This is a genomic window from Citrobacter sp. CRE-46, from assembly GCF_059615875.1.
This window is the reverse complement of sequence record NZ_CM184341.1, coordinates 1,209,278-1,230,115: the sequence shown is the minus strand read 5'-3', so window position 1 is coordinate 1,230,115 and position 20,838 is coordinate 1,209,278. Positions and strand designations below refer to the sequence as shown.

17 protein-coding genes are annotated in these 20,838 nt (G+C 49.6%); 5 read left to right on the top strand and 12 right to left on the bottom strand.

Annotated features, from left to right (window positions below; genetic code table 11):
- From AC534G_RS05865 to tctD, 10 genes are all read right to left on the bottom strand, one after another.
- Positions 1-1,212: a glycosyltransferase family 4 protein gene (locus AC534G_RS05865; protein ID WP_110497085.1), complete on the bottom strand. Its 1,212-nt coding sequence runs from the start codon at positions 1,210-1,212 to the stop codon at positions 1-3.
- A gap of 14 nt (positions 1,213-1,226) precedes the next feature.
- On the bottom strand, positions 1,227-2,216 hold the full coding sequence (locus AC534G_RS05860; RefSeq protein WP_110497083.1) for a glycosyltransferase family 2 protein: 990 nt from the start codon (positions 2,214-2,216) through the stop codon (positions 1,227-1,229).
- 4 nt (positions 2,217-2,220) lie between these two features.
- The gene (locus tag AC534G_RS05855) at positions 2,221-3,591 is read right to left on the bottom strand and encodes a hypothetical protein (protein WP_038632883.1); all 1,371 of its coding nucleotides are present in this window, start codon (positions 3,589-3,591) and stop codon (positions 2,221-2,223) included.
- Positions 3,588-4,799 (bottom strand): lipopolysaccharide biosynthesis protein, encoded by a 1,212-nt coding sequence (locus AC534G_RS05850; protein ID WP_110497082.1) that lies wholly within the window; start codon positions 4,797-4,799, stop codon positions 3,588-3,590. Before AC534G_RS05850 ends, AC534G_RS05855 begins: the two co-directional genes overlap by 4 nt.
- Positions 4,796-6,925: a GumC family protein gene (locus AC534G_RS05845; protein WP_110497080.1), complete on the bottom strand. Its 2,130-nt coding sequence runs from the start codon at positions 6,923-6,925 to the stop codon at positions 4,796-4,798. The genes AC534G_RS05850 and AC534G_RS05845 overlap by 4 nt, the downstream gene beginning before the upstream one ends.
- A 2-nt stretch (positions 6,926-6,927) precedes the next feature.
- Positions 6,928-7,485 (bottom strand): polysaccharide biosynthesis/export family protein, encoded by a 558-nt coding sequence (locus AC534G_RS05840; protein WP_038632893.1) that lies wholly within the window; start codon positions 7,483-7,485, stop codon positions 6,928-6,930.
- A 1-nt stretch (position 7,486) separates the two neighbouring features.
- Positions 7,487-8,773, bottom strand: a complete 1,287-nt coding sequence (locus AC534G_RS05835; protein WP_137351665.1) for an outer membrane beta-barrel protein — start codon at positions 8,771-8,773, stop codon at positions 7,487-7,489.
- A complete protein-coding gene (locus AC534G_RS05830) occupies positions 8,763-10,178 on the bottom strand; it encodes an undecaprenyl-phosphate glucose phosphotransferase (RefSeq protein ID WP_038632899.1) in 1,416 nt (471 codons plus the stop codon). Before AC534G_RS05830 ends, AC534G_RS05835 begins: the two co-directional genes overlap by 11 nt.
- Positions 10,179-10,629: 451 nt before the next feature.
- Positions 10,630-12,042, bottom strand: coding sequence for a sensor histidine kinase (locus AC534G_RS05825; RefSeq protein WP_110497077.1), 1,413 nt, complete (start codon positions 12,040-12,042; stop codon positions 10,630-10,632).
- Entirely contained in the window at positions 12,029-12,703 is a 675-nt protein-coding gene (gene tctD, locus AC534G_RS05820; RefSeq protein ID WP_069324600.1) for a transcriptional regulator TctD, read from the bottom strand. The genes AC534G_RS05825 and tctD overlap by 14 nt, the downstream gene beginning before the upstream one ends.
- Before the next feature lie 153 nt (positions 12,704-12,856).
- Here tctD and AC534G_RS05815 point away from each other — a divergent pair, with 153 nt between their 5' ends.
- The 3 genes from AC534G_RS05815 to AC534G_RS05805 are packed head-to-tail and all read left to right on the top strand — an operon-like array spanning position 12,857 to position 15,808.
- Complete coding sequence (locus AC534G_RS05815) at positions 12,857-13,834, top strand: Bug family tripartite tricarboxylate transporter substrate binding protein (RefSeq protein WP_038632908.1); 978 nt, start codon at positions 12,857-12,859, stop codon at positions 13,832-13,834.
- 14 nt (positions 13,835-13,848) lie between these two features.
- On the top strand, positions 13,849-14,283 hold the full coding sequence (locus AC534G_RS05810; RefSeq protein ID WP_087050849.1) for a tripartite tricarboxylate transporter TctB family protein: 435 nt from the start codon (positions 13,849-13,851) through the stop codon (positions 14,281-14,283).
- Positions 14,284-14,293: 10 nt separating this feature from the next.
- Positions 14,294-15,808 (top strand): tripartite tricarboxylate transporter permease, encoded by a 1,515-nt coding sequence (locus tag AC534G_RS05805; protein WP_038632911.1) that lies wholly within the window; start codon positions 14,294-14,296, stop codon positions 15,806-15,808.
- Positions 15,809-15,842: 34 nt separating this feature from the next.
- Here AC534G_RS05805 and AC534G_RS05800 read toward each other — a convergent pair whose 3' ends face one another.
- Positions 15,843-16,733, bottom strand: a complete 891-nt coding sequence (locus AC534G_RS05800) for a LysR substrate-binding domain-containing protein (RefSeq protein WP_110497075.1) — start codon at positions 16,731-16,733, stop codon at positions 15,843-15,845.
- Positions 16,734-16,831: 98 nt separating this feature from the next.
- Between AC534G_RS05800 and AC534G_RS05795 the strand changes: the two genes are divergently transcribed.
- Positions 16,832-17,434, top strand: coding sequence for a short chain dehydrogenase (locus AC534G_RS05795; protein ID WP_069324597.1), 603 nt, complete (start codon positions 16,832-16,834; stop codon positions 17,432-17,434).
- Positions 17,435-17,490: 56 nt separating this feature from the next.
- Here the strand turns inward: AC534G_RS05795 and AC534G_RS05790 are convergent, their stop codons facing one another.
- A complete protein-coding gene (locus AC534G_RS05790) occupies positions 17,491-19,665 on the bottom strand; it encodes an extracellular solute-binding protein (protein WP_199981022.1) in 2,175 nt (724 codons plus the stop codon).
- A gap of 337 nt (positions 19,666-20,002) precedes the next feature.
- On the opposite strand from AC534G_RS05790, the gene AC534G_RS05785 reads away from it, so the two are divergent.
- On the top strand, positions 20,003-20,827 hold the full coding sequence (locus AC534G_RS05785; protein ID WP_110497071.1) for an MBL fold metallo-hydrolase: 825 nt from the start codon (positions 20,003-20,005) through the stop codon (positions 20,825-20,827).
- The last annotated feature ends 11 nt before the right edge of the window (positions 20,828-20,838 follow it).

Genomic DNA, 20,838 nt, shown 5'->3' with positions numbered 1-20,838 from the left:
CTATGGCCTGCTCAGCAGTTCTTTATACAGCGCCAGTAAGGTATCCATATGTTTACTTAGCGCATATTTTTCACTTAACCGCGCACGACCATGTAACCCCATAACCCGCGCTTTCTCTGGTGCGTCAGCCAGCGTATCCATCGCATTCGCCAACGCTTGCGCATTGCCCGGCTCGAATAAAATCCCTTCGATACCGTCACGAATTTGTTCCGGGATCCCGCCAATGCGCGATCCAATCACCGGCTTACCTAAAGCCATCGCTTCTAATATCGCCATGGAACAGTTTTCATAACATTCAGAAGGAAGGATCACCGCCCGCGCATGCTTAATAAGCTTATCGAGGGCCTCCCCTTGCTGCACATAACCTAAAAACTCGACATCCGGGTATTGGGCGACTAACTCGTCATGTAGCGGACCGTGGCCCACAATTTTTAACGGTGCTTTGTTCTGCATTTTCTTATGCGCCGCCAGCAGCGTTGCCACCCCTTTTTCACGGCTCAGGCGACCAAAGAACAACATATAGCCTTCATCGCTTGTCTCATCCAGAGGACGGCTGTCATCGACCCCATTAACGATCACATCAATGCGGGAATTCGGCAGCGTACGCAACAACACACCGCGTAAAAAAACGCTCGGCGAAACAATCACATCCAGCGTCTGGTAATTTTGCGCAATGTATTGCCAGGTTGCCTCCAGAGAGAGCAATAAGCTTTTTGAAGCGGAACCTTCCTGACAACGATACCTGAAGGCATTAAAAACCGTGCCGGTGATACAGGCATCACACACTTTGCCGTCGCGCAGCATGGAATATGCAGGGCATACAATCTTATAGTCATGCGCAGTCAGTACCGTTTTGCAGCCAAAATTGCGCGCAACTTTAATTATCGCTGGCGTTAACTGGTGGTAGATATTATGAAAATGAACGATATCCGGGCGCTCTTTTTGCAATAACGCCAGCATTTTTTTGCAGGCCTGCGAATTATGAATAAAGTTAACCGCCGTTTTGAGCCCGCCCAACAAATTACTTTCTTTGTGGTAGTCCACATTGCTGACAAAATAATCCGCATAGTCCGAAGGGAAATTTTTCTCATGCTGCATCGAGAAATCAATCACCTGCACTCCGGCCTGTTTCAGCATATCGCGCTCTTGAAAATAAACTGTTTCCGCGCCGCCTTTGATGAAAAAAAACTTATTTACTAATAAAACTTTCATGGCGTCTGCCTTAGTTATTCATGAATGATTTTACTGTCAGGCGGAGTCAACGGATCGCGTAGCGGATGTGTCAGCCCTTTAACAAGCCCCGCAGAAAGCACAGCTAAGTTCATCACGCTTTGCAGACCGTTCAATAACGAACGATTCTGCACGGTTTTCAGTATGACAAAGGCAAGCAATGGCAGAAATGCGATATCGAAAAGCTCGAGATTAAAGGTCACCGCCGCAATGAACAAAGCGACCAGGTAAACAGCAAAAATCGCCTCATTTTTAACCATCTTTAACGCGTTGATGAAATAGGGTTTTCCCCAGGCGCAGCGTAAAAATTCGCCCGGTGCCTGATAGTATTTGCTTTTCCAGCGATGCTTCAGCATCTGAAAGGTCGGCATGGTATGCGAAGTATGAATGAAATACGGAATATTCAGACGACGTAGTTTATAACCCGCGTCAAGTAAACGCAGGCCGAGTTCGGCTTCTTCATAAGCGTGCAGATTACGGTTGGTAAGATAACCAATTTTCTCAATGGCGGAGCGGCGATATAGCCCCCCGCCGCCTAAATGGTCGCTGTCCCCTACGGGATAGATTTTATTAATGCGTTGCTTACGCGATTTAAATTCATAGTTAACGGCATCGTCCATTTCGACGGTTCCCGCTACGCCTGCATATTCCGGTTCAGCCTGCAAAAACGCGACAGCCTGATCCACAAACCCTTCTTCCAGTTCCATGTCGCCATCCATCAGCAACAGATATTCCCCCTCACTATAAAGGTAACCCAACTGATGTCCGACGCCACAGCAACGATCGCCAGGATCGGTTAATGACACCACAGTCACCCCTTTATCAATCGCCAACTGCTGGGTGTTATCCGTTGACAGACTATCTGCCACAATGATTTTATGTGGATAATCAACAAGCTGTTTCCGGATACTATCAATTGTTTTCTCAATACATTCAGATTCATTGAGCGTTTTAATACTCACTGAAATAAACGGTTTATTGTCCATACAATTACCCTACGCAGCGAAGGACGGTTCGACGAATCACTAAACTTGATCCTAGTGATAAATAGAACAGGAATTGTAACATCGGTATAATCATCAGTATCTGGCTGTAAGGTAAGCTAATTAAGCAAGCAATCGCAAAAGCATTAAATGCCGGAGCAAAGCTCAACAACTGAAGATCCTGCTGGTCCAGTTGTTCAAGCATCAGTAAAGGCTTGGGCTGACATATTTTCAGGATATAAATGAATAAGCTAATGAAGAGTAACGTGCCAATCACCCCCACTTCCCACAGCAGCATACTCAGAGAAGTCGAGTCGAGGATTAAGTTATAAATAATATTCAGAAAGCCTGGCGAAACCGTACTACCACTGTTAGTGGCGTTGAGTCCATAGCCAAATAACGTTCCTGAAAGTCCCCACAGATCGTTATTTTTTAGCCAGAACAGGAAGGTCGTAAAGCGCCCTAACTCCCCGGTAGACATAATGTAGTTCGGGTCAAAAATATAGCTCAAAGAGTCGATGAAAATACTCAACGAACTTTTCGACGGATCGCCGCCAAACGCAGTAGAATAATAATACGCAAGGATCACTATCGACAGGCTAATCAGCAGCAACATCCCCGCCACAATAACCAATAACGTCTTCAGATTAACCTTACTAACGTCTTTAACGTAGCTCGGTGAGATCCACACCCACGCCAGGAACAGCGGCGATAGCAGGATAACGAACTTTACTTCGCCAATAATACACAGCCCGATCCCGAGAACAATGTGCAACGCCATGGATTTAAACGTGGTCAGTCCGTGCTTATACTCAGAGACCTTTAACAACATAATCAGCAGGCAAAACAGGCCCATCGCAGCAGTGTTACCGCCCCCCATCGGGTCGCCGCCAAACGTGCCCACCACGGAATCCCATTTTTCATCTTCACCACGCACCGCGACACGCTGGGGAACAACCAGTAAAACCTGATAAATCATTACCGGGATCTGCGCGTAGAACACCCAGTACAAATAGCGAGTCACGCGATAAATCTGCGACTCCCGGCAAAATCCCAGCAGTAAACAGATCATCACCAGCGACAGTGCGATTTCATTTTTAAAGGCCACAATCGCGACGGTGATCCCGCCCTGAATCAGAGTTGAAGCCCCGGCCAGTATCAGGAATGAGAAATACAGCGCCAGCACAATCGTCTCCTGCGCATCCAGACGCAGCGAGCCATCCCGCGTCTGCATCACCAGTAATCCCACCATCAACAGGGTCAGAAAAAAGGGGATCCATAGCACCGACTGTATGCCGGTAAAGTATTGCACCAGGCCACACAGGATCAGGGTAACGAAGGTATAACCTTGTAAATAATATCCGGTATTCAGCGTCATAGTATCACCGGCCTGTCTTTCAGCAGATTAGCCCGCTTGTTCATTTTCAAATAAATAAAGGCGTAGCGAATAAATGTCAGTGAAGAAAACAAAATCACCGACGTTGCATACTCTTTATAAAAATAGGGCGTCACGACAAAAGCGAATAGCACAATCGCCAGTTGCTCCAACTGGATGCGCAGAAAATAGCGATGGGAGCCAAAAATAAGCTCTATGACCGTCAGGGGGCTTATCGCCAGCGCCGGGAACAGGTAGGGTAGCATGTAGCGTGACGTTTCAATGGAGTTAATCCAGTCTTCGCTAAAACCAAGGCGCATCACAATCGGGTAGAAAATAAACACGCCAAGAGTACAGATAACCCCCAGCACCAGCAGCAGCATCCGTACCCGGGTATATTCCTGATAATTAAAGGTGTTATTTCTAAAATCGATAGACCACTTGGAAAAAATAGTATTACGCACCGCGTTCCCGATGATCACCACCGGCGCCAGGCAGAAGCGGCTGACCACGGAAAAATAACCGGCTGTCAGCGCCGAAAACCAGAAGTTAATCAGCATAATCGGCAGATTGCTGCTGGCCATCGCCAACACCTCAGCGCTGCCAACTTTAGTGATGTGATGAATATTCTGTTTAAAAAAATGCCAATTGCTGGCGGGCCGCAAATGTTGGGCCGCCACCAAACGAATATCAAACGAATGCAAAATACAGCTGATGGTCAGTACCATCGTCGCGCAGGCCCATGACCAGTAGAACAGTTGCACATGGTGCGTAACCAGTATCGAAAGTAATACCACCACAGAAACAGAAATGCGCTGGAAGATCAGAAAACGAAAGTTAGCTGTGCGCAGCGACAGATTTTCCGAGATCAGAACCCATGCCGTAGCAAGCGTCAGTAAATAGAGAAACAGTATGCTCTGGTGAAACAACCACGCGGTCAGTACAGCGTAGGGTAAGGCGATAATCGTGCTTTGTATCAGGCAAAACACAACATTCTGTACCAGTTCGTCGTCCTGCTGTTTAGGAATTAACAGCTGTGATGCAAAGGTACAGACCTGAGCACCCACCACGGCAATACTGTAGTTGAGCGCATAAAGCCCCACTTCAGCCATATCGTACTTGTGTGAGATCAACCAGATAGACAGCGCACCAATCAACTGCGAGATGACTGATGAACCGGCTATCGTGGAGGCGCTCTTCAGTAGACTCATACGCGGCCTGGCGTTGTCATCAGTTGATCGGTGCTGAAGTTCAGTGAACGCAGGCCCTCTTGCGTTTCAAGGTCCTTTTCTTCAACCGCATTCAGCACAGCGCCAATCACAACGCCATCATTTTCCTCGATCTTGTCCAGCGCGTTGGCTATATGTCCCGCCGAACCCGACCCGGCTTTCACGATGAAAATAACGCCATCAACGGCGCGTTTGATCAATTGCACATCCTGACTCTGATTTACTGCAGCCACATCGATAATGATGCGTTGATAGTGGGATTTCAGTTCGTGCATTAACGGCTCAAGGTGCCCGGACGACAACATCAGCAAAGAAGAGATGGTGGTCTTCCCGTGCGGGATAAAATCGAGATTATCACTGAGCTTGATCCGCGCCTGTTCAAGCTGGGTCTCCCCACGCAGCAGTTCCGCTACGCCTGCGGACGTTGCCGATGCCAACTCGGATGAGAGTCCGTCAGTATTGAAGAAATCCGCATCGATAAGCAGCGTTTTCTGATCGAAACTAAAGGAATTTGCTAACAGACTCGCCAGCAAAGAGCGCCCTTCACGGTGCTCCGTCGACGCCACGGCGAGTGTCTGTAACGGTCGATTATCCAACATAATCCGGGTACGGATACCGTGCACAATATCGGCATTCAGCGGGTTCTTCAGGATCATGTCCCGCACCTGCGCGCGCCCTGAGGTTCCGCTAAAACGACGGATTTCGCCCAGCGGAGCAACGTTCAGACGTTTTTTCATACGACTCAACGTACCGATTGAGTTGTCCATCGCCGCTTTGACAATGAAATACATGATACTGAACACCACCACCAGCAGGACTACCATCACCAATAAGAGGGATTTATTCGGCTTCGCTGGTTTTAGTGCGGGAACGGCAGGATCATATAACACCGCGTCGGCATTTACGCCGGACAGCGACAGTTCCTGAGTACGTTGATACAGCGATTTATACAGATCTTCCATTTTATCTAACGACAGCTTTTGGCTATTCCAGGCATCACGTTTTGAGGCCATTTTCTGGAAGATCTCTTTCTGTTGCTCCACCTGCTGCTGATAATTCTTTTCATCCGCCAGCGCCGCCAGATATTGCTGACGTAACCCCACTTTCAGCTCACCCAGAACCCGTCCGGTTTGGCTTTGGATCGACTGGACATCCGCTTCTGCTTTTAAAATAGCGGGATTTTTCGGCCCGTATACTTTGCGCAGTTCAGACAACGTGCGCTGCGCCTGAATTAACGCGATACGTAAATCCTGAATCTGGGCGTGGTTAGAGACCGAAGGTAGTGAGATAACGCTCTCCACCGACCGCCCTCCGCTGTTCACCTCGTTATAGACAGATTCTGCGGCAACGCGACGCTGGGTCGCATCAGCCAGACGATTGGTGACAATACTTAACTGCTCGGTTTCAAAACCATCGATACCGCGAAAAGTCAGCAGCCCGGCGTTTTTCAGATAGCTGTCCATTTCCTCTTTTTGTTTCGCTATCGACTTCTGAATCTCTTCCATTTTTTCAAAATTCAGTTCGCGGGCTTTCTCTACTTTCAGGCGCTTTTGCTCAACCGTATAGTTGATGAAGGCCTGCGCGACGCCGTTGGCAACGTCAGCAGCCATCAGCGGCGAGGGAGATTCATAGGTGATAGACGCCAGGTTCGTTGTACGAATACCGATGACATTCAGGTTTTTCGACAACGTTTTCAGCGCTTGCTCCATCCTCAACTGCCGACTTTCATTGCTTTCCGCTCCCTGGTTACCGGCTTTTTCCCCGGTAAATTCCGGGTTTTCATCCAGTTTCATATCGCGGACGGCTTGCTCAAGCACAATACGCGAATGCATCAACGCATATTGCGTTTCATAGTAACCACTGCGCGTTGAATCGAAACCATCAACCTGTGGGAATGGAGAAACGTTATCGGCCTGGGCTTTAATCAGTACCGTCGCCGTTGAGACATACTTTGAGGACATCATGCTGATTAATGGGTATGCCACGACCCCGGCAACGATACCGGCCAGTGCGATTTTCCAGGCGTTCTTTTTCAGCTCTTTGGCAAAGCGGGAGAATTCAACCGTACTTTCTCGTTTTTTGCCGTTTTCCACTATAGATAGTTTCATCGTCAGAAGAACCCCATGCCAATAATCACGACATCCCCAGGATGAACAGAGTGCGTTAAATCGACATTCTCAAGCAGCTGATTGCTCCCCGACAGGCGAATGTTGATATCTTTTCGGTCAGCACGATCTGTAAATCCGCCCGCCTGCGCAATTGATTTCTCGACGGTAAGACCTGGCTCCCAGGCAAATCCGTTCGGGCTTTTCACCTCACCCGAAACATAGTATTTACGGAACTCGGCAATACTTACCGTCACCATCGGCGTGGTAAAGTAATCTCCCGTCAGCCGTTGAGTTAATTCGTTAGTCACCTGTTCGACAGTTTTATCTTTTAATTTAAGAGCGCCCACAAACGGGAAATTAATCTCCCCGCTCTTATCCAAAATAAACCGCATCGTCATATCAGGTTGACCGTGAACAGCGATATTGACAGTATCCCCCGCCCCAAGCCGGTAATCCTGCTGAACAGTAGCAGGATCATCCATTAATCTCGGGCTGGACGTTGTGCATCCGACCACCAGGATACTGAATAGCAAAAACGCGCACAGTTCTATTATTTTCATTTTAGATCTGAACCTTAGCTTTAAGCATAATCATAGAATTATCATAACCCAACGTTCTAATAACTTCCTGGTTGTCGTTGGGACCGATATAAAACGAGTCAGTATCCTTATTCGAATTCAATGTATCTAATTGATATTTAATCTCAAAATTAACCGATGGCGTATAGTCGTAGCTCATGGTTACGCTAAATACCCCATCTTTATCATGCCGATCCTTGTTCTGTTTTTTATAGTCTTCCGCAGTGTATGAATAATCCAGCAAAGTCGAAAAACGATTACCTAACCAGAAATGCTGGTAAGAAATGCCATACTGGGTCACTAAAATGTATCCCCCAACTTCCGACGGGTCTTTAATACTTTGTGCCGAGTGGGCTGTGAAAACCGACTGTTGCAGCGGCTTCCACTCTGCTTTTATGTCCCAGTTGAGGCCATTAAAATCATGCGAATTTGTGCTGTTTTCAAATGTTTTGTACAACCATGAAATATTCATGTCGACGTTAGTTTTTCCGGTCAACTGCGACTTCATGCCGTACAGCAAATAGTACTCATTAGTATCTTTTTCTGAGTTGTTGTCATAGCGACGCTGGTTAGTAATAAAGCTATAGCGAAAGCGTGTTCTGGATGTGTATTGGTCAAAAATTTCCGCTACCAGACTATTTTCATGCCATTCCTGTTCCTGAATGTAATGGTAAAAATCCTCACTGGTATCCTGCACATCAGAAGTATTACCGAAAGTCAGTTTTTTGTATAACAACGCCAGTTCCGCTTTGCCACGCCCCTCTGGCGCGCCGTAGCTGTAGCGTAATTCACTGTTGATGAAATTTGTCGTCAACGGAGATTTAATCCCATACTGCTCGAACTGGCCCGGTAAAAAGCCCTCGGTAATGCCGCGGCCACGGGATTCATGTCCAAGCGAATCCTCCAGATTGAGGGTTAAGCCATGCTTGAGTCCATAACGCCAGGCCCCGTTAAAACGGAAAAAATGATCGGTGTAGTTATCAGCAGAATCGCTCGAGTAGTTACGGTAATCCCCAGAGTACATCAGTAAATACTTATCCTGACCGCGCTCGCCGATCATACTCAGCACTGGCGCTGCGCTCTGAAACGAGGAACCGACAGCATCGCTGTTATGTGGCTGATAGGTCACGTTATCATTATAACCATAATCCACAGCAACCTTGCCCTGGAAGTCGATCCCCGCAAAGCCTATGTGTGATTTCGGTGTTAAATCAGCCCATGCGGACTGCGTTATCACGATTCCGGTAATAACGATTAATTTAGTATGCATTCTTACCGACAAATCCTTTGAAAATGGTTTTAATGATAATTTTTATATCCAGCCATAATGACCAGTTTTGAATGTACTCAATATCGTACTGAACCCGTTTTTCCATCTTATAAAGCGCATCGATTTCCCCACGAAAACCGTTAATCTGCGCAAGTCCGGTGATGCCAGGCTTTACCTTATGGCGGATCATGTAATTTTCGACCTGTTTACGATACTGCTCATTATGCGTAACCGCATGGGGTCTGGGACCCACAATCGACATACTTCCCTGCAATACGTTAATAAATTGCGGAAGTTCATCCAGCGATGTACGACGTAAGAAGCTACCGAATTTCGTCACCCGCGGATCGTTTTTCGTGGCCTGAATTACCGTCCCGGAATTCTCCATAACGCGCATAGTGCGAAATTTCCAGACCTTAATTTTTTGCCCACTCAGGCCATACCTGTCTTGTTTGAAAAAAACCGGCCCACGAGAAGTGAGTTTGATACCAATAGCAATAACCAACATCAGCGACGAAATCATCAGCATAATGATACTGCCAAGCACCAAATCTTCCGCCCGCTTAATAAACGAACCCGCCCCTTCAAACGGTGAGCTAAAGATACCGATGGTTTGCAGGTTGTGGATAGAGCGTAGCTTGGACATATTGTTGCTGTAGGTATAAAAGTCAGGAACAATATAGGTATCTACGGTGGTGTCTGACATCATAGCCAGGAAATGGCGGATGCGGTGCAGCGCCACCATCGGTAAAGCGATATATATTTCGTCAATATTTCCCAGTCGGGCTTCCTCAACCAGATTAATCACCGGGCCACGAAAGGGGCTTTTGATCTTATCAACGATGTCGCCACAGCGCGATAACGCCCGCTCATCATAAAAAGCCAGATCCAATTTGATATTGGCGTACTCATACAGTAACGCGCTTTCCGCGGCCAGACCATTGTCGGTCAAACCAATAATCGCCACGCGCATACTCTTTTTCGTTGAATATTTAAAAATAAAAAAGCGAATGTAATAAAGAAAAGGTAATGGAATGAAGTACCAGTAAATAATGGCAGAATAAAAAGGCGAAGGTAACCTGTCTAAGTAACCGAGGGACGCCGGTTCTGCCACTGTCATACTCACCAGCTCGTTAAAAAAAATAGCCAGCAGCGTACAAAAAAGTAACCGTTTTTGATTACGTAAACCAATCGTTTTAATTTTTTGCTGATAAATCTTGATATATTCAGCAAACAGCAAAAAAAAGACTGAAAACAGAATACTCAGAATAGCAATGGTGTTAAATGGCATCAACCCCAGCAGATGGGCACTAAAAATTAGCGTCACATTAATAACGATAAAATCAACCAGTTTTAAAAAGACTGGATATCCTTGACTGCTAATCTTTAGCGATTTTTTTAGCATATCTCAGCCCATTATCTATTGATATTTAATTATTTTTTTCTCATTTCATGTTGCTAATTATATCACAAGTCTAAAAAACGCAATGACCCATTGTCAGTAAATGTAAAAAATAATGTTTATTAGTGTGATACAAACCACCCACTCGCTCTCATCATTATGATTTTAAAGAAAATTAATGCAACATAAGTTTTAACCACCAAATCAAAAAAATTCATTTTTTACAACAAAACCACCATTGACAATGAACAAAACATAGTCTATGAAAAGTGTTTTATGTATGACAAATTTCACTACGGCTTTGCTTGATTTATTCTGAACCCACTTTTCATTGTGGCTAAACGCTGTAATTAAATAACAACAAATACCTTATGGTGATATTTAAAAATGCAACAATAACAAAGTTAATTACTTTTAATTATATTTGAGCGCCGGGCGCCACAATAAAAACATATCAGGCAACAACGCTTAAAAAGCGCACCCGCACGCTTAACCCACCTAATGTTTCGCTGCGTGCCAGCTGCGGATGCGTACGGTGTAAGCGAGCAATGTCGTTAACCAGCGCCAGACCAATTCCTGCGCCAGGGACATTGCCAACGTTATCGAGTCGATGAAACGGTAGCATCGCCTGATGAACCATCTGGTCATCTATACCTGGCCCGCTATCCTCAATCATCAGCACCACGGCTTCGCCTTCACGCTGCAGTCGGGCAGTCACCACCCCATGCGCAGGGGTGTATTTCAGGGCGTTATCCAGTAGATTTCCACACAGCTCGCCGAGCAGGACTTCATCGCCCTCAATCCACACCGCGCCCTGTTCCCCCTCATAACCCAGATCGATAGCTTTACTGCGCGCCTGCGCCAGCCGGGTAAAACAGCTGCTTTGCACCACCTCATACAAATTAACCGGTGAGAAGTGCTTTTCTTCCTGCTCTTTGCGCTTCACAGCCGACAGCTGAAGCAGCCTTTCCGTCAGCTGAATAGTGTTATCCAGAGTCACGCTCATGGCCTGTAAACTCTCGAACCATTGCTGAGGCTGCGGGCTGGCGAGGGCTACCGCAGCCTGAGTTTTCAGTACCGCTAACGGCGTTTTAAGCTGATGGGATGCGTCCGCGCTGAAGCGTTCCTGACGAGAGATAAGGCCACGAAGTCGGTCCAGATAGCGGTTGAAAGCCACAATCAGCAGACGGGTTTCCGACCACGGCAACAGTTCCGGCAACGGCGTCAGCAGCCCAGGCTCACGACGCACCATCAGCGATGACAACTGGCGCATCGGACGTAGCACCCGGCGTAGCAGCCAGCCAACCAGCACCAGCGTGAGCATTACCAGCAGTCCTTGCGAAACCCACGAGGAGAACAGCAGCTGTCGCGCCAGATACCGCCGCGATTGCAGCGTTTCAGCGACATAAATTTCCGCCATACCGGTAATGCCGCCCTCGTTGACTGGCTGAAGAAGACGTGCCACGCGGATTGCCTCGCCGCGATATTCAGTGTGATAAAACCACGCCAGCGCCGGATAAAGCCGGGTGCGCGAGGTTGCAGGCGACATCGCAGGTAAATCGTCATAACCTGATATCACCTTCCCCGCCGGGTCGACCACTTTGTAATACAGCCTGTCATTCATATTCAGTTCAAAACTGTCCAACACCACCCACGGCACATTCACTTCCAGTCGTTTATTACGTACCACTAACCGCTCAGAGACGGTTCTGGCGGACGAGAGCAGGGTCCGATCATACGCCTGCGTCGCCGCCTGTAACGCGCTGACATAGCTGTTAAATGCCGACAGTCCCCACAGCAACAGCAGCGGTAATCCCAGAAACATCAGCAGTTGCAGATACAACGACTGGGGCTTAACCCATTTCATCGCTACGCTCCAGCACATAGCCCAGACCACGTAACGTGGCGATGCGCACATCGCTTCCCTGAAGTTTTTTACGCAGACGATGGATGTACAGTTCGATACTTTCGGGGCTGACCTCATCGCTTAGACTGAAAACCTGTTCAAACAACTGCTGGCGCGAAACCGGACGCAGGCGACGGTACATCAGCACCGTCAGCAGAGCCTGTTCACGCGGCGTAAGCGCCAACGGCTGTCCCTGTAACATAAAATAGCCTTCATCGTGAAACGCCAGCTCCCCCAGTTGCTGTATGCCTTGCACCTGCCCCGCGCTGCGACGAAGCAAAGCCCGCAGCCGGGCATCCAGTTCCTCAATTTCAAACGGCTTTGCCAGATAATCATCGGCCCCGACGTTTAACCCTTTCACCCTGTCGGCCACCGCGCTGCGCGCCGTCAACAGCAGAACGGGGAGCGTCTGACCGCGCTTGCGCAGCCGCTGGACGACTTCAAGACCGTCCAGCCCCGGCATATTGATGTCCAGCACCGCCAGCGCATACGTTTCGCTATGTAAAAGATGGTCGGCCGCCAGGCCATCAAAAACGCAGTCGACGGCAAAACCGTTTTGCACCAGCGCTTTCTCCAGCCAGTGAGCTAACTCACGGTTATCTTCCGCTAATAAGAGACGCATATCACATCCTGTAAAGTTTCTGCCGCATTGAAAGGGAATTGAAAGGTTAATGTTTTAACAATCACGCAACCGAACTGCTACACATCGGTTCACATAATCACAAAAATCTTCTTCCGTACCCGAAAATCCGGTTTTCCGGTGTGAGGATAAACAATGAAAAAACAATTACTTCGTACCCTTACTGCAAGCATTTTACTGATGAGTACCTCTGTTCTGGCAGAACAAGCGCCATCGCGCACCGAATGTATCGCCCCAGCGAAACCCGGCGGTGGCTTCGATCTCACCTGCAAACTGATTCAGGTGAGCATGATGGAAACCGGCGCTATCGAAAAACCGATGCGCGTAACCTACATGCCCGGCGGCGTTGGCGCTGTGGCCTATAACGCAATCGTCGCTCAACGCCCGGCTGAAGCGGGTACCGTGGTGGCTTTCTCCGGCGGCTCCCTGTTGAACCTGTCACAAGGTAAATTTGGTCGCTATGGCGTGGATGACGTGCGCTGGTTGGCAAGCGTGGGCACGGATTACGGCATGATAGCCGTACGCCAGGACTCACCATGGAAGACGCTGAAAGATCTGCTGACGGCAATGGAAAAAGATCCTAACAGCGTAGTTATTGGCGCGGGTGCCTCAATCGGTAGTCAGGACTGGATGAAGTCGGCGCTGCTGGCGCAAAAAGCCAACGTCGATCCGCACAAGATGCGCTATGTGGCCTTTGAGGGCGGCGGTGAACCGGTTACCGCGCTGATGGGCAATCACGTGCAGGTAGTTTCCGGCGATCTCAGCGAGATGGTGCCTTATCTCAGCGGCGACAAAATCCGCGTGCTCGCGGTGTTCTCGGAAGAACGCCTGCCGGGTCAGTTAGCCAATGTGCCAACGGCCAAAGAGCAGGGTTACGACCTGGTGTGGCCGATCATTCGTGGCTTCTACGTTGGACCAAAGGTCAGCGATGCCGAATACCAGTGGTGGGTCGATGCCTTTAACAAACTCCAGCAGACTGAGGAATTTAAAAAGCAGCGCGATCTCCGCGGCCTGTTCGAGTTCAACATGAGCGGTAAGCAGCTCGACGAGTACGTGAAGAAGCAGGTTACGGATTATCGTGAGCAGGCGAAAGCCTTCGGTCTGGCGAAATAAGCGCAGAGGCAAAGATGATGAGCGATCGTATTTTTGCAGGTATCTGGCTGTTGCTCTGTATAGCCGGGCTGTTCGTGGCCTGGCAAATCACCAGCGAATACAGCTATGAGCCGGTTGGCCCGCGCCCCTTTCCGCTGGGCATTATCAGCCTGATGCTGGTATGCGCCGTGGCGCTGCTGTTGCGCCATCCTGACACCATCAGTTGGCCACGCCGCCACGTGCTGCAAAAGCTGCTGACGATGGTGATTGTTCTGTTGATGTACGCCTGGGGTTTTGAATGGCTCGGTTTTCCCATCGCCACCGCCATTCTCACCGTGGTGATTGGCATGCTCTTCGGCGCAACCATTCCGGCTGCGGGTATTTCCGGCGCGGTACTCGGCATTCTGTTGTGGTATGCCTTCGACCGGCTGCTTGACGTCACCTTACCACTCGGCGCCTGGCTGGGTTAACGGAGAAACGATGGATACCTGGATTTATCTTTCTCAGGGTTTCGCGGTGGCGATGACGCCGGAAAACCTGGTTATCGCCTTGATTGGCTGCTTTGTCGGCACCATCGTCGGGCTGCTGCCCGGCCTCGGGCCGATTAACGGCGTGGCGATCCTGCTGCCGCTGGCTTTCGCTTTGCACCTGCCGGCTGAATCTGCGTTGATCCTGCTGGCGACGGTCTACATTGGTTGTGAATACGGCGGGCGTATCTCCTCGATCCTGCTGAACGTGCCCGGCGATGCGGCAGCGATTATGACCGCGCTGGATGGCTACCCGATGGCGCAGCAAGGGCGTGGCGGCGTTGCGCTCTCTATCTCGGCGGTCAGCTCATTCTTTGGTTCGCTTATCGCTATCGGCGGCATCATTTTGTTTGCCCCAGCGTTAGCCCAATGGTCGCTGTCCTTCGGCCCGGCCGAATACTTCGCCTTAATGGTTTTCGCCATTGCCTGCCTCGGCAGCATGATGGCGCAAAATCCGCTGAAATCATTTCTGGCAGCGCTTATCGGTCTCGGCCTCGCGACCGTCGGCGTGGACGCCAACACCGGGGTTTATCGCTTTACCTTTGACAGCGTTCATCTCTCCGACGGTGTGCAGTTTATCGTGGTGGTGATTGGGTTGTTCTCTGTCTCAGAAATACTGTTAATGCTGGAACATACCAGCAGTGGCCAGACGCTGGTGCGTAAAACGGGCCGCATGTTGTTCAATGCCAAAGAAGGCGCACAGTGCGTGGGCGCCACCCTGCGTTCATCGGTGATTGGCTTTTTCGTCGGCGTTCTGCCTGGCGCAGGCGCCACCATTGCCAGCGCTATCACCTACATGACCGAGAAAAAGCTCAGCGGCAACAGCGACAGCTTCGGCAAGGGTGATATTCGCGGTGTGGCGGCACCTGAGGCCGCAAACAATGCCTCGGCCTGTGGCTCTTTTATTCCGATGCTGACGCTCGGCGTTCCAGGCTCCGGCACCACGGCGGTGATGATGGGTGCGCTGACCCTGTACAACATCACCCCTGGCCCGGCGATGTTCACCGAGCAGCCGGATATCGTTTGGGGACTGATTGCGGCGCTGCTGATTGCCAACGTGATGCTGCTGGTGATGAACATCCCGCTGATCGGCCTGTTTACTCGTATGCTGACCATCCCGCTGTGGTTTTTGGTACCGGCTATCGCGGCAGTCTCCGCGGTTGGCGTGTACGCCGTTCACAGCACAACCTTTGATCTGGTGTTGATGGTCGCCCTTGGCGTACTGGGCTACATTCTGCGTAAGATGCACTTCCCGATGTCGCCGCTGATTTTAGGCTTCGTTCTCGGGGAAATGCTGGAGCAGAACCTGCGCCGGGCGCTGTCTATCAGTAACGGCAGCATCGATATTCTGTGGGCCAGCGGCGTAGCGAAAGTGCTGCTGGTGATGGCGGTACTGGTTATCGTTATCCCGCCGGTGCTGCGCCTGATCCGTAAGCGTAACAGCAAACCGCAGGTGGATATCGGTTAGTAATATGCCGGATGGCGCTGGCCATCCGGCATTTTCATCTTAATTCCTGAACTGCACTAAGAACGTGCTCGACAAACCGCGTCAGCTTTGGCAACGCACGCAAATCTTGCCGCCACAGCAGATGAATGGGTCGTGGCTGCGGCGTAAACGCCTCCAGCACCCGCACCAGCCTGCCAGTAGCTAACTCTTCCGCCAACAGCACCTCCGGTTGTAACAACAGCCCCGCCCCCGCCACTGCCGCCATACGCAGGCCATGACCATCGTTACAGCGCAGGATCGCATCGCGTTTCCATCGAACTTCGCCTTCCGCGCCCGGTAGCATCCATTCGTTGCGGGCCGTCCACACGGTGTGGGACAGGCACAAATGATCCACCAGATCCGCGGGCGTGAAGGGGGTGCCATGACGAGCGAGATAATCCGGTGACGCGCAAATCGCCATACGGTACGGACACAGGTATTTCGCCACTACATCAGTCTGATGGATATCGCCAATGCGGATCGCCAGGTCAACTCCTTCATTCACCAGATCGACCATCCGATTGGTCAGATCCAGTTCAATGCGCACTTCCGGCCAGGCCTGTAAAAACGCGGCGGCCAACGGCGAGATAACGCAGGCGCCAAAGGAGGTCGGCGCGCTGATGCGCAGCGTCCCCGCAGGCGCCAGCCGCAGACGCTCCACTGAGCGTTCGGCTATCGACACCTGTTCCAGCACACGCCGGGCTTCTTCAAAATAGACACGACCGGCATCGGTCAGGCTCTGGCGACGTGTGTTGCGCTCCAGCAGGCGCGTACCGAGTTGCGTTTCAAGGTGGGTGATGTACTTCCCCACCATCACCGCAGACATCCCCAGTCGCGTGGCCGCGGTGGTAAAGCTCCCGCTCTCTACCACCGCGATAAACGTTTCCATGCCGCGCAGTTTATCCATATTGCAAACCTCTGGTTAGTAATCATCTAACTTTTGGCCAGTTTATCCGATTTCATTTTCGTTAAAGAATAGCGGCTCACACTATTGCGGAGGTGGTTATGAAAATCGTTATTGTTGGTGCCAGCGGTACGGTGGGTCGTGCAGTTACGGAAGCATTAAGCCGTAAACATGAAGTGATCCGTGTGGGCCGCACGCAGGGAGATTACCAGGTTGATATCACCTCCCAGGAGAGTGTCGAGGCATTGTTTGAAAAAGTCGGACGGGTAGATGCGATCGTTTCCGCCACCGGCAATTTGTTCTTTGGGCCGTTATCCACCATGACCGATCGGGATTTTAATCAGGGTTTACAGGATAAGCTGTTAGGCCAGATTCGTCTGACATTAACCGGGCAGCATTTTCTCAATGATGGCGGCTCAATTACGCTCATTAGCGGCATCATCGCCCATGAACCCATCGCGCAGGGGGCGAATGCGGCAACGATCAATGCCGGTCTGGAAGGATTTGTTCGCGCGGCGGCCTGTGAGCTGGGGCGTGGGCTGCGTATCAACCTGATTAGCCCAACCGTGCTCAGTGAATCCGCCGCAGCCTACGACGATTTCTTTCCGGGTTTTGAAAGCGTCCCGGCCGCTACCGTTGCCAACGCCTATCGCCGCAGCGTGGAAGGCATCCAAACCGGGCGTACTTATAAAGTAGGTTACTGATAAAAGCATGACCTTGCCTCTTACGTCATCAGTAAGAGGCAAGCCACTGCCTATTTTCAGGCACCCGTTTCATTTCTTATTCGCGCATTAATATATTCCACGGCCTGAGAGACATCCATAATGCCGTTAATTGCATTCGTCACACCTTGCCCGATAATAATCTCTGCCTGGCGCAGGTTGAAAGGTTCACCTTTACTTCCCTCAGACTCCCTTATTCCCGTCATGCCTTTTTCATTCAATAAATTAAACCACGGGTAGAGATTGAGAACGTTTTGATCGTGACATATTCCAGACCAGGCGCTATTTCCTCCCAGCAAAACCAGATGGCGCGCAATTTCATCGGAATAAAGCCAATGAAAGAACTGCTCAACCTGTTTTTTCTTTTTACTGTAGCGGGACATTCCAATGGAACCGCCCCCCAATTGTGGAAGTTGCCCCGGAACGGGAGCATAGCCAATAGTGGGCGCTATGGCCGTGTGCGCCACATCGTTGAACAAATTGAGATACATGATCAGCATGGCAAGATTTCCACGCTCAAACTGTTTTACCGCGTCGCTCCACCACTCACCGGGCAGATTCACGGCGATAGAAAGCTGTTGTAGATATTGTTCGAGTGCAGTTGCGGCAAGTGAAGGCTCGAGTTGTACCGGCTCGCCTTCGCGCACTAAACGCCCACCGAGCGCGTAGTAACGCAGCAGATACTCGGTAGCAATAAGCCCCGAGCTTCCCAGCGTCACCGCTGTTCCCATCGGGCGCTGTCTGTTTTCTGGCTGATGTAATTGACTAAAGAAAGCCGCTATCTCATCAAATTGCGCAAAGCTCTCTGGCAGCGTTAACTCTTTTCCCGTTGCTTCATAAAACATCCGTTTAATCGTCGCGTCTTCAAACAGATCTCGTCGATAAAACAAAAGCTGCATACTGGCATCAAAGGGTATTGCCCATGCGGTCCCATTCACCATGCTGAAGTGCTGTTGAATTTGCTCAGAGAAATTTTCCAACAGCAATGGAAGCTCAGAAGAGACGGATTCCAGCGGCAAGAGTGCTTTCTCTGCAAACCACGGAAAACACGCCATATCGATTCGCAGTAAATCGTAATAAGGATGTAGATGAAGGTGGGAGAGGATTTCAAAAACTTCATCATAGGGATAAACCGCAAGATTTACCTTAATACCGGTCTGGCGATAAAAGTGGGGTAACAGTTTCTTCAACGCATCAGTCGAAGGACTCGGTAAAATTAACATATTCAGCGTCGCCTCTGTTTCAGGCGGCGGCACGTACTGTCCATTCCAGGAAAAACCGCAATTTGTCAGAATACGATGCTTTTCTTTACTTTTAGGCAGGCGAATACTGGAGGCAATAGTTGTCCCCAGGCGACCATAATCCATCTGGTAGCTGGTGATCCCGTCGAAGGATGCAGGGAGATTATCACTCAGTTGCAATATCGGCGGGCAGGACTGGGAGCTACCAAACCAGGCTGCTTGCGTCAGTGCTCGCGTTCTCTCAGAGTCCTGGACAATAAACAGATCGGGAATTGCCCCACGAAAAAAGTCAAAAGCGACGGTGTTAGCTTCACTGGCATGTGCAGGTAAAATCGTAAGCTTCGTATGCGGACTTAATTCCCGGCAGGTTTCCTGTATCGCCTGAGTAAAACTCGCGCTATGGGAAAATTCCAGACGTTCGCAAAAAACACCAATATGGCCCGGCTGCTGCGCCAGCGCCCTCCTCGTTATTTCTTCGCCTGCAGTCACATAGTCAAGGCTAAAATAACAAACTGCGCCGACAGGCTGGCGATATGCAAACAAAATATTTTCCGGGGAAAGCCTGAGCAAGTCGTAATAGGGCTGACTGTCATTCAGGCAACTGACCGAGACAACAGCCTGATAAGACTTTGCCGCCAGCGTTTGCAGAATCTCCAGCTCAAGATTAGGCAGATCGTTGGTCAGGTAAAGGTCGATCGGTTCGCTTAATGAAGGCTGCCAAACCTGATGCAATCCCCGATAGAGTTGAAAGTACTGTTCGGCATTGATGTCGGGCAGAATCAATGCCAATCCCTGACTTTTGCTGGCTCTTAACGATTGCGCCTGCGCATTCAACTGATAGCCAACTTCTCGGGCTGCACGTTGAACCGCTTCAATCTTCTCGACGCTTACATTCCCTCTGCCATTGAGCACATTCGAGACAGTCCCATGCGACACACCGGCAATTCTTGCTATGTCTTTGATAGTTGGCATTTTTACATCCTTCCCCTGATGCTTTGATGCTAGCACGGCGCTCATCAGGAAACTATCTTCAGCACTAAAATTTGAACGTTACAATATTAAAAAGTGCATTTTATAAGCATGTCATAATAAAAGCCTGACGCTATCGATAGACACACCTCATTCACGAAAAAACATTAACACAATGAAATATATGTATAAATTTTATAATTTTTGAAGAGGATCACTTCTGAGGCAAAAGATCGTTGTTCATATAAAACACTGGAATCATAATTGACACGTTCCAATTACGTTTTATTACATAAACGTCTAAAAAAACAACAATCACATTTGTCATTAAGAGGGAAACATGAAGATTCATTTTCTGGGTACCGCTGCATCTGAAGGGATCCCCAATCCTTTTTGCCGTTGTGAGCACTGCCAGCAAGCCCGCATTCGTAAAAGTAAAGACTTACGCACACACTCTTCAGCGATTATCGACGATGAACTGCTCATTGACGTGGCGCCTGAATTCAGCCAACAACTGCTGCGAGATGGCCTGGACGCAACAGAGATCAGATCGCTATTGTTCACACATACTCATCCCGATCATTTCAACGTCGGCGATCTTTTTAGCCGTATGGAAGGGTATGGATTTGAAATTACTCATCCGTTGCACATTTTTGGTAATGACCGTGCAATTAACGGTGCTGCGGAAGTGTTACCAGGCTACAGCGCTGAAAGATTTGCTTTTCATTGCCTGGTGCCCTTCGTGACCGTTGAAACTCGCGGATACCGCATCACTCCGCTGCTGGCTAACCATGCCAAGTGGGAGCTTTGTTATACCTGGTTTATTGAAAAAGAAGGCCAGTCAATTTTCTATGGACATGATTCAGGCTGGTTTCCTGAGCTCACATGGCAATGGCTGAAAGGGAAAAAAATCGATCTGACTGTCCTGGAGTGCACCTACGGTTTTAATGGTGATAATCGTACAAATAACCACATGAGTCTGGAAACCGTCTTCGCCGCCAGAGACAGGCTTGCGGAACTCGGTTGCCTTGAGAAAAATAGCCAACTTATCGTCTCGCATATATCACACAGCGGAGGTCTGCTGCACGACGATCTCGTTGCGGCATGCGACAAAGAGAACATTCTTGTCGCCTGGGACGGGCTTAACCTGAGCATCAACCAGTAAGGATATGCAAT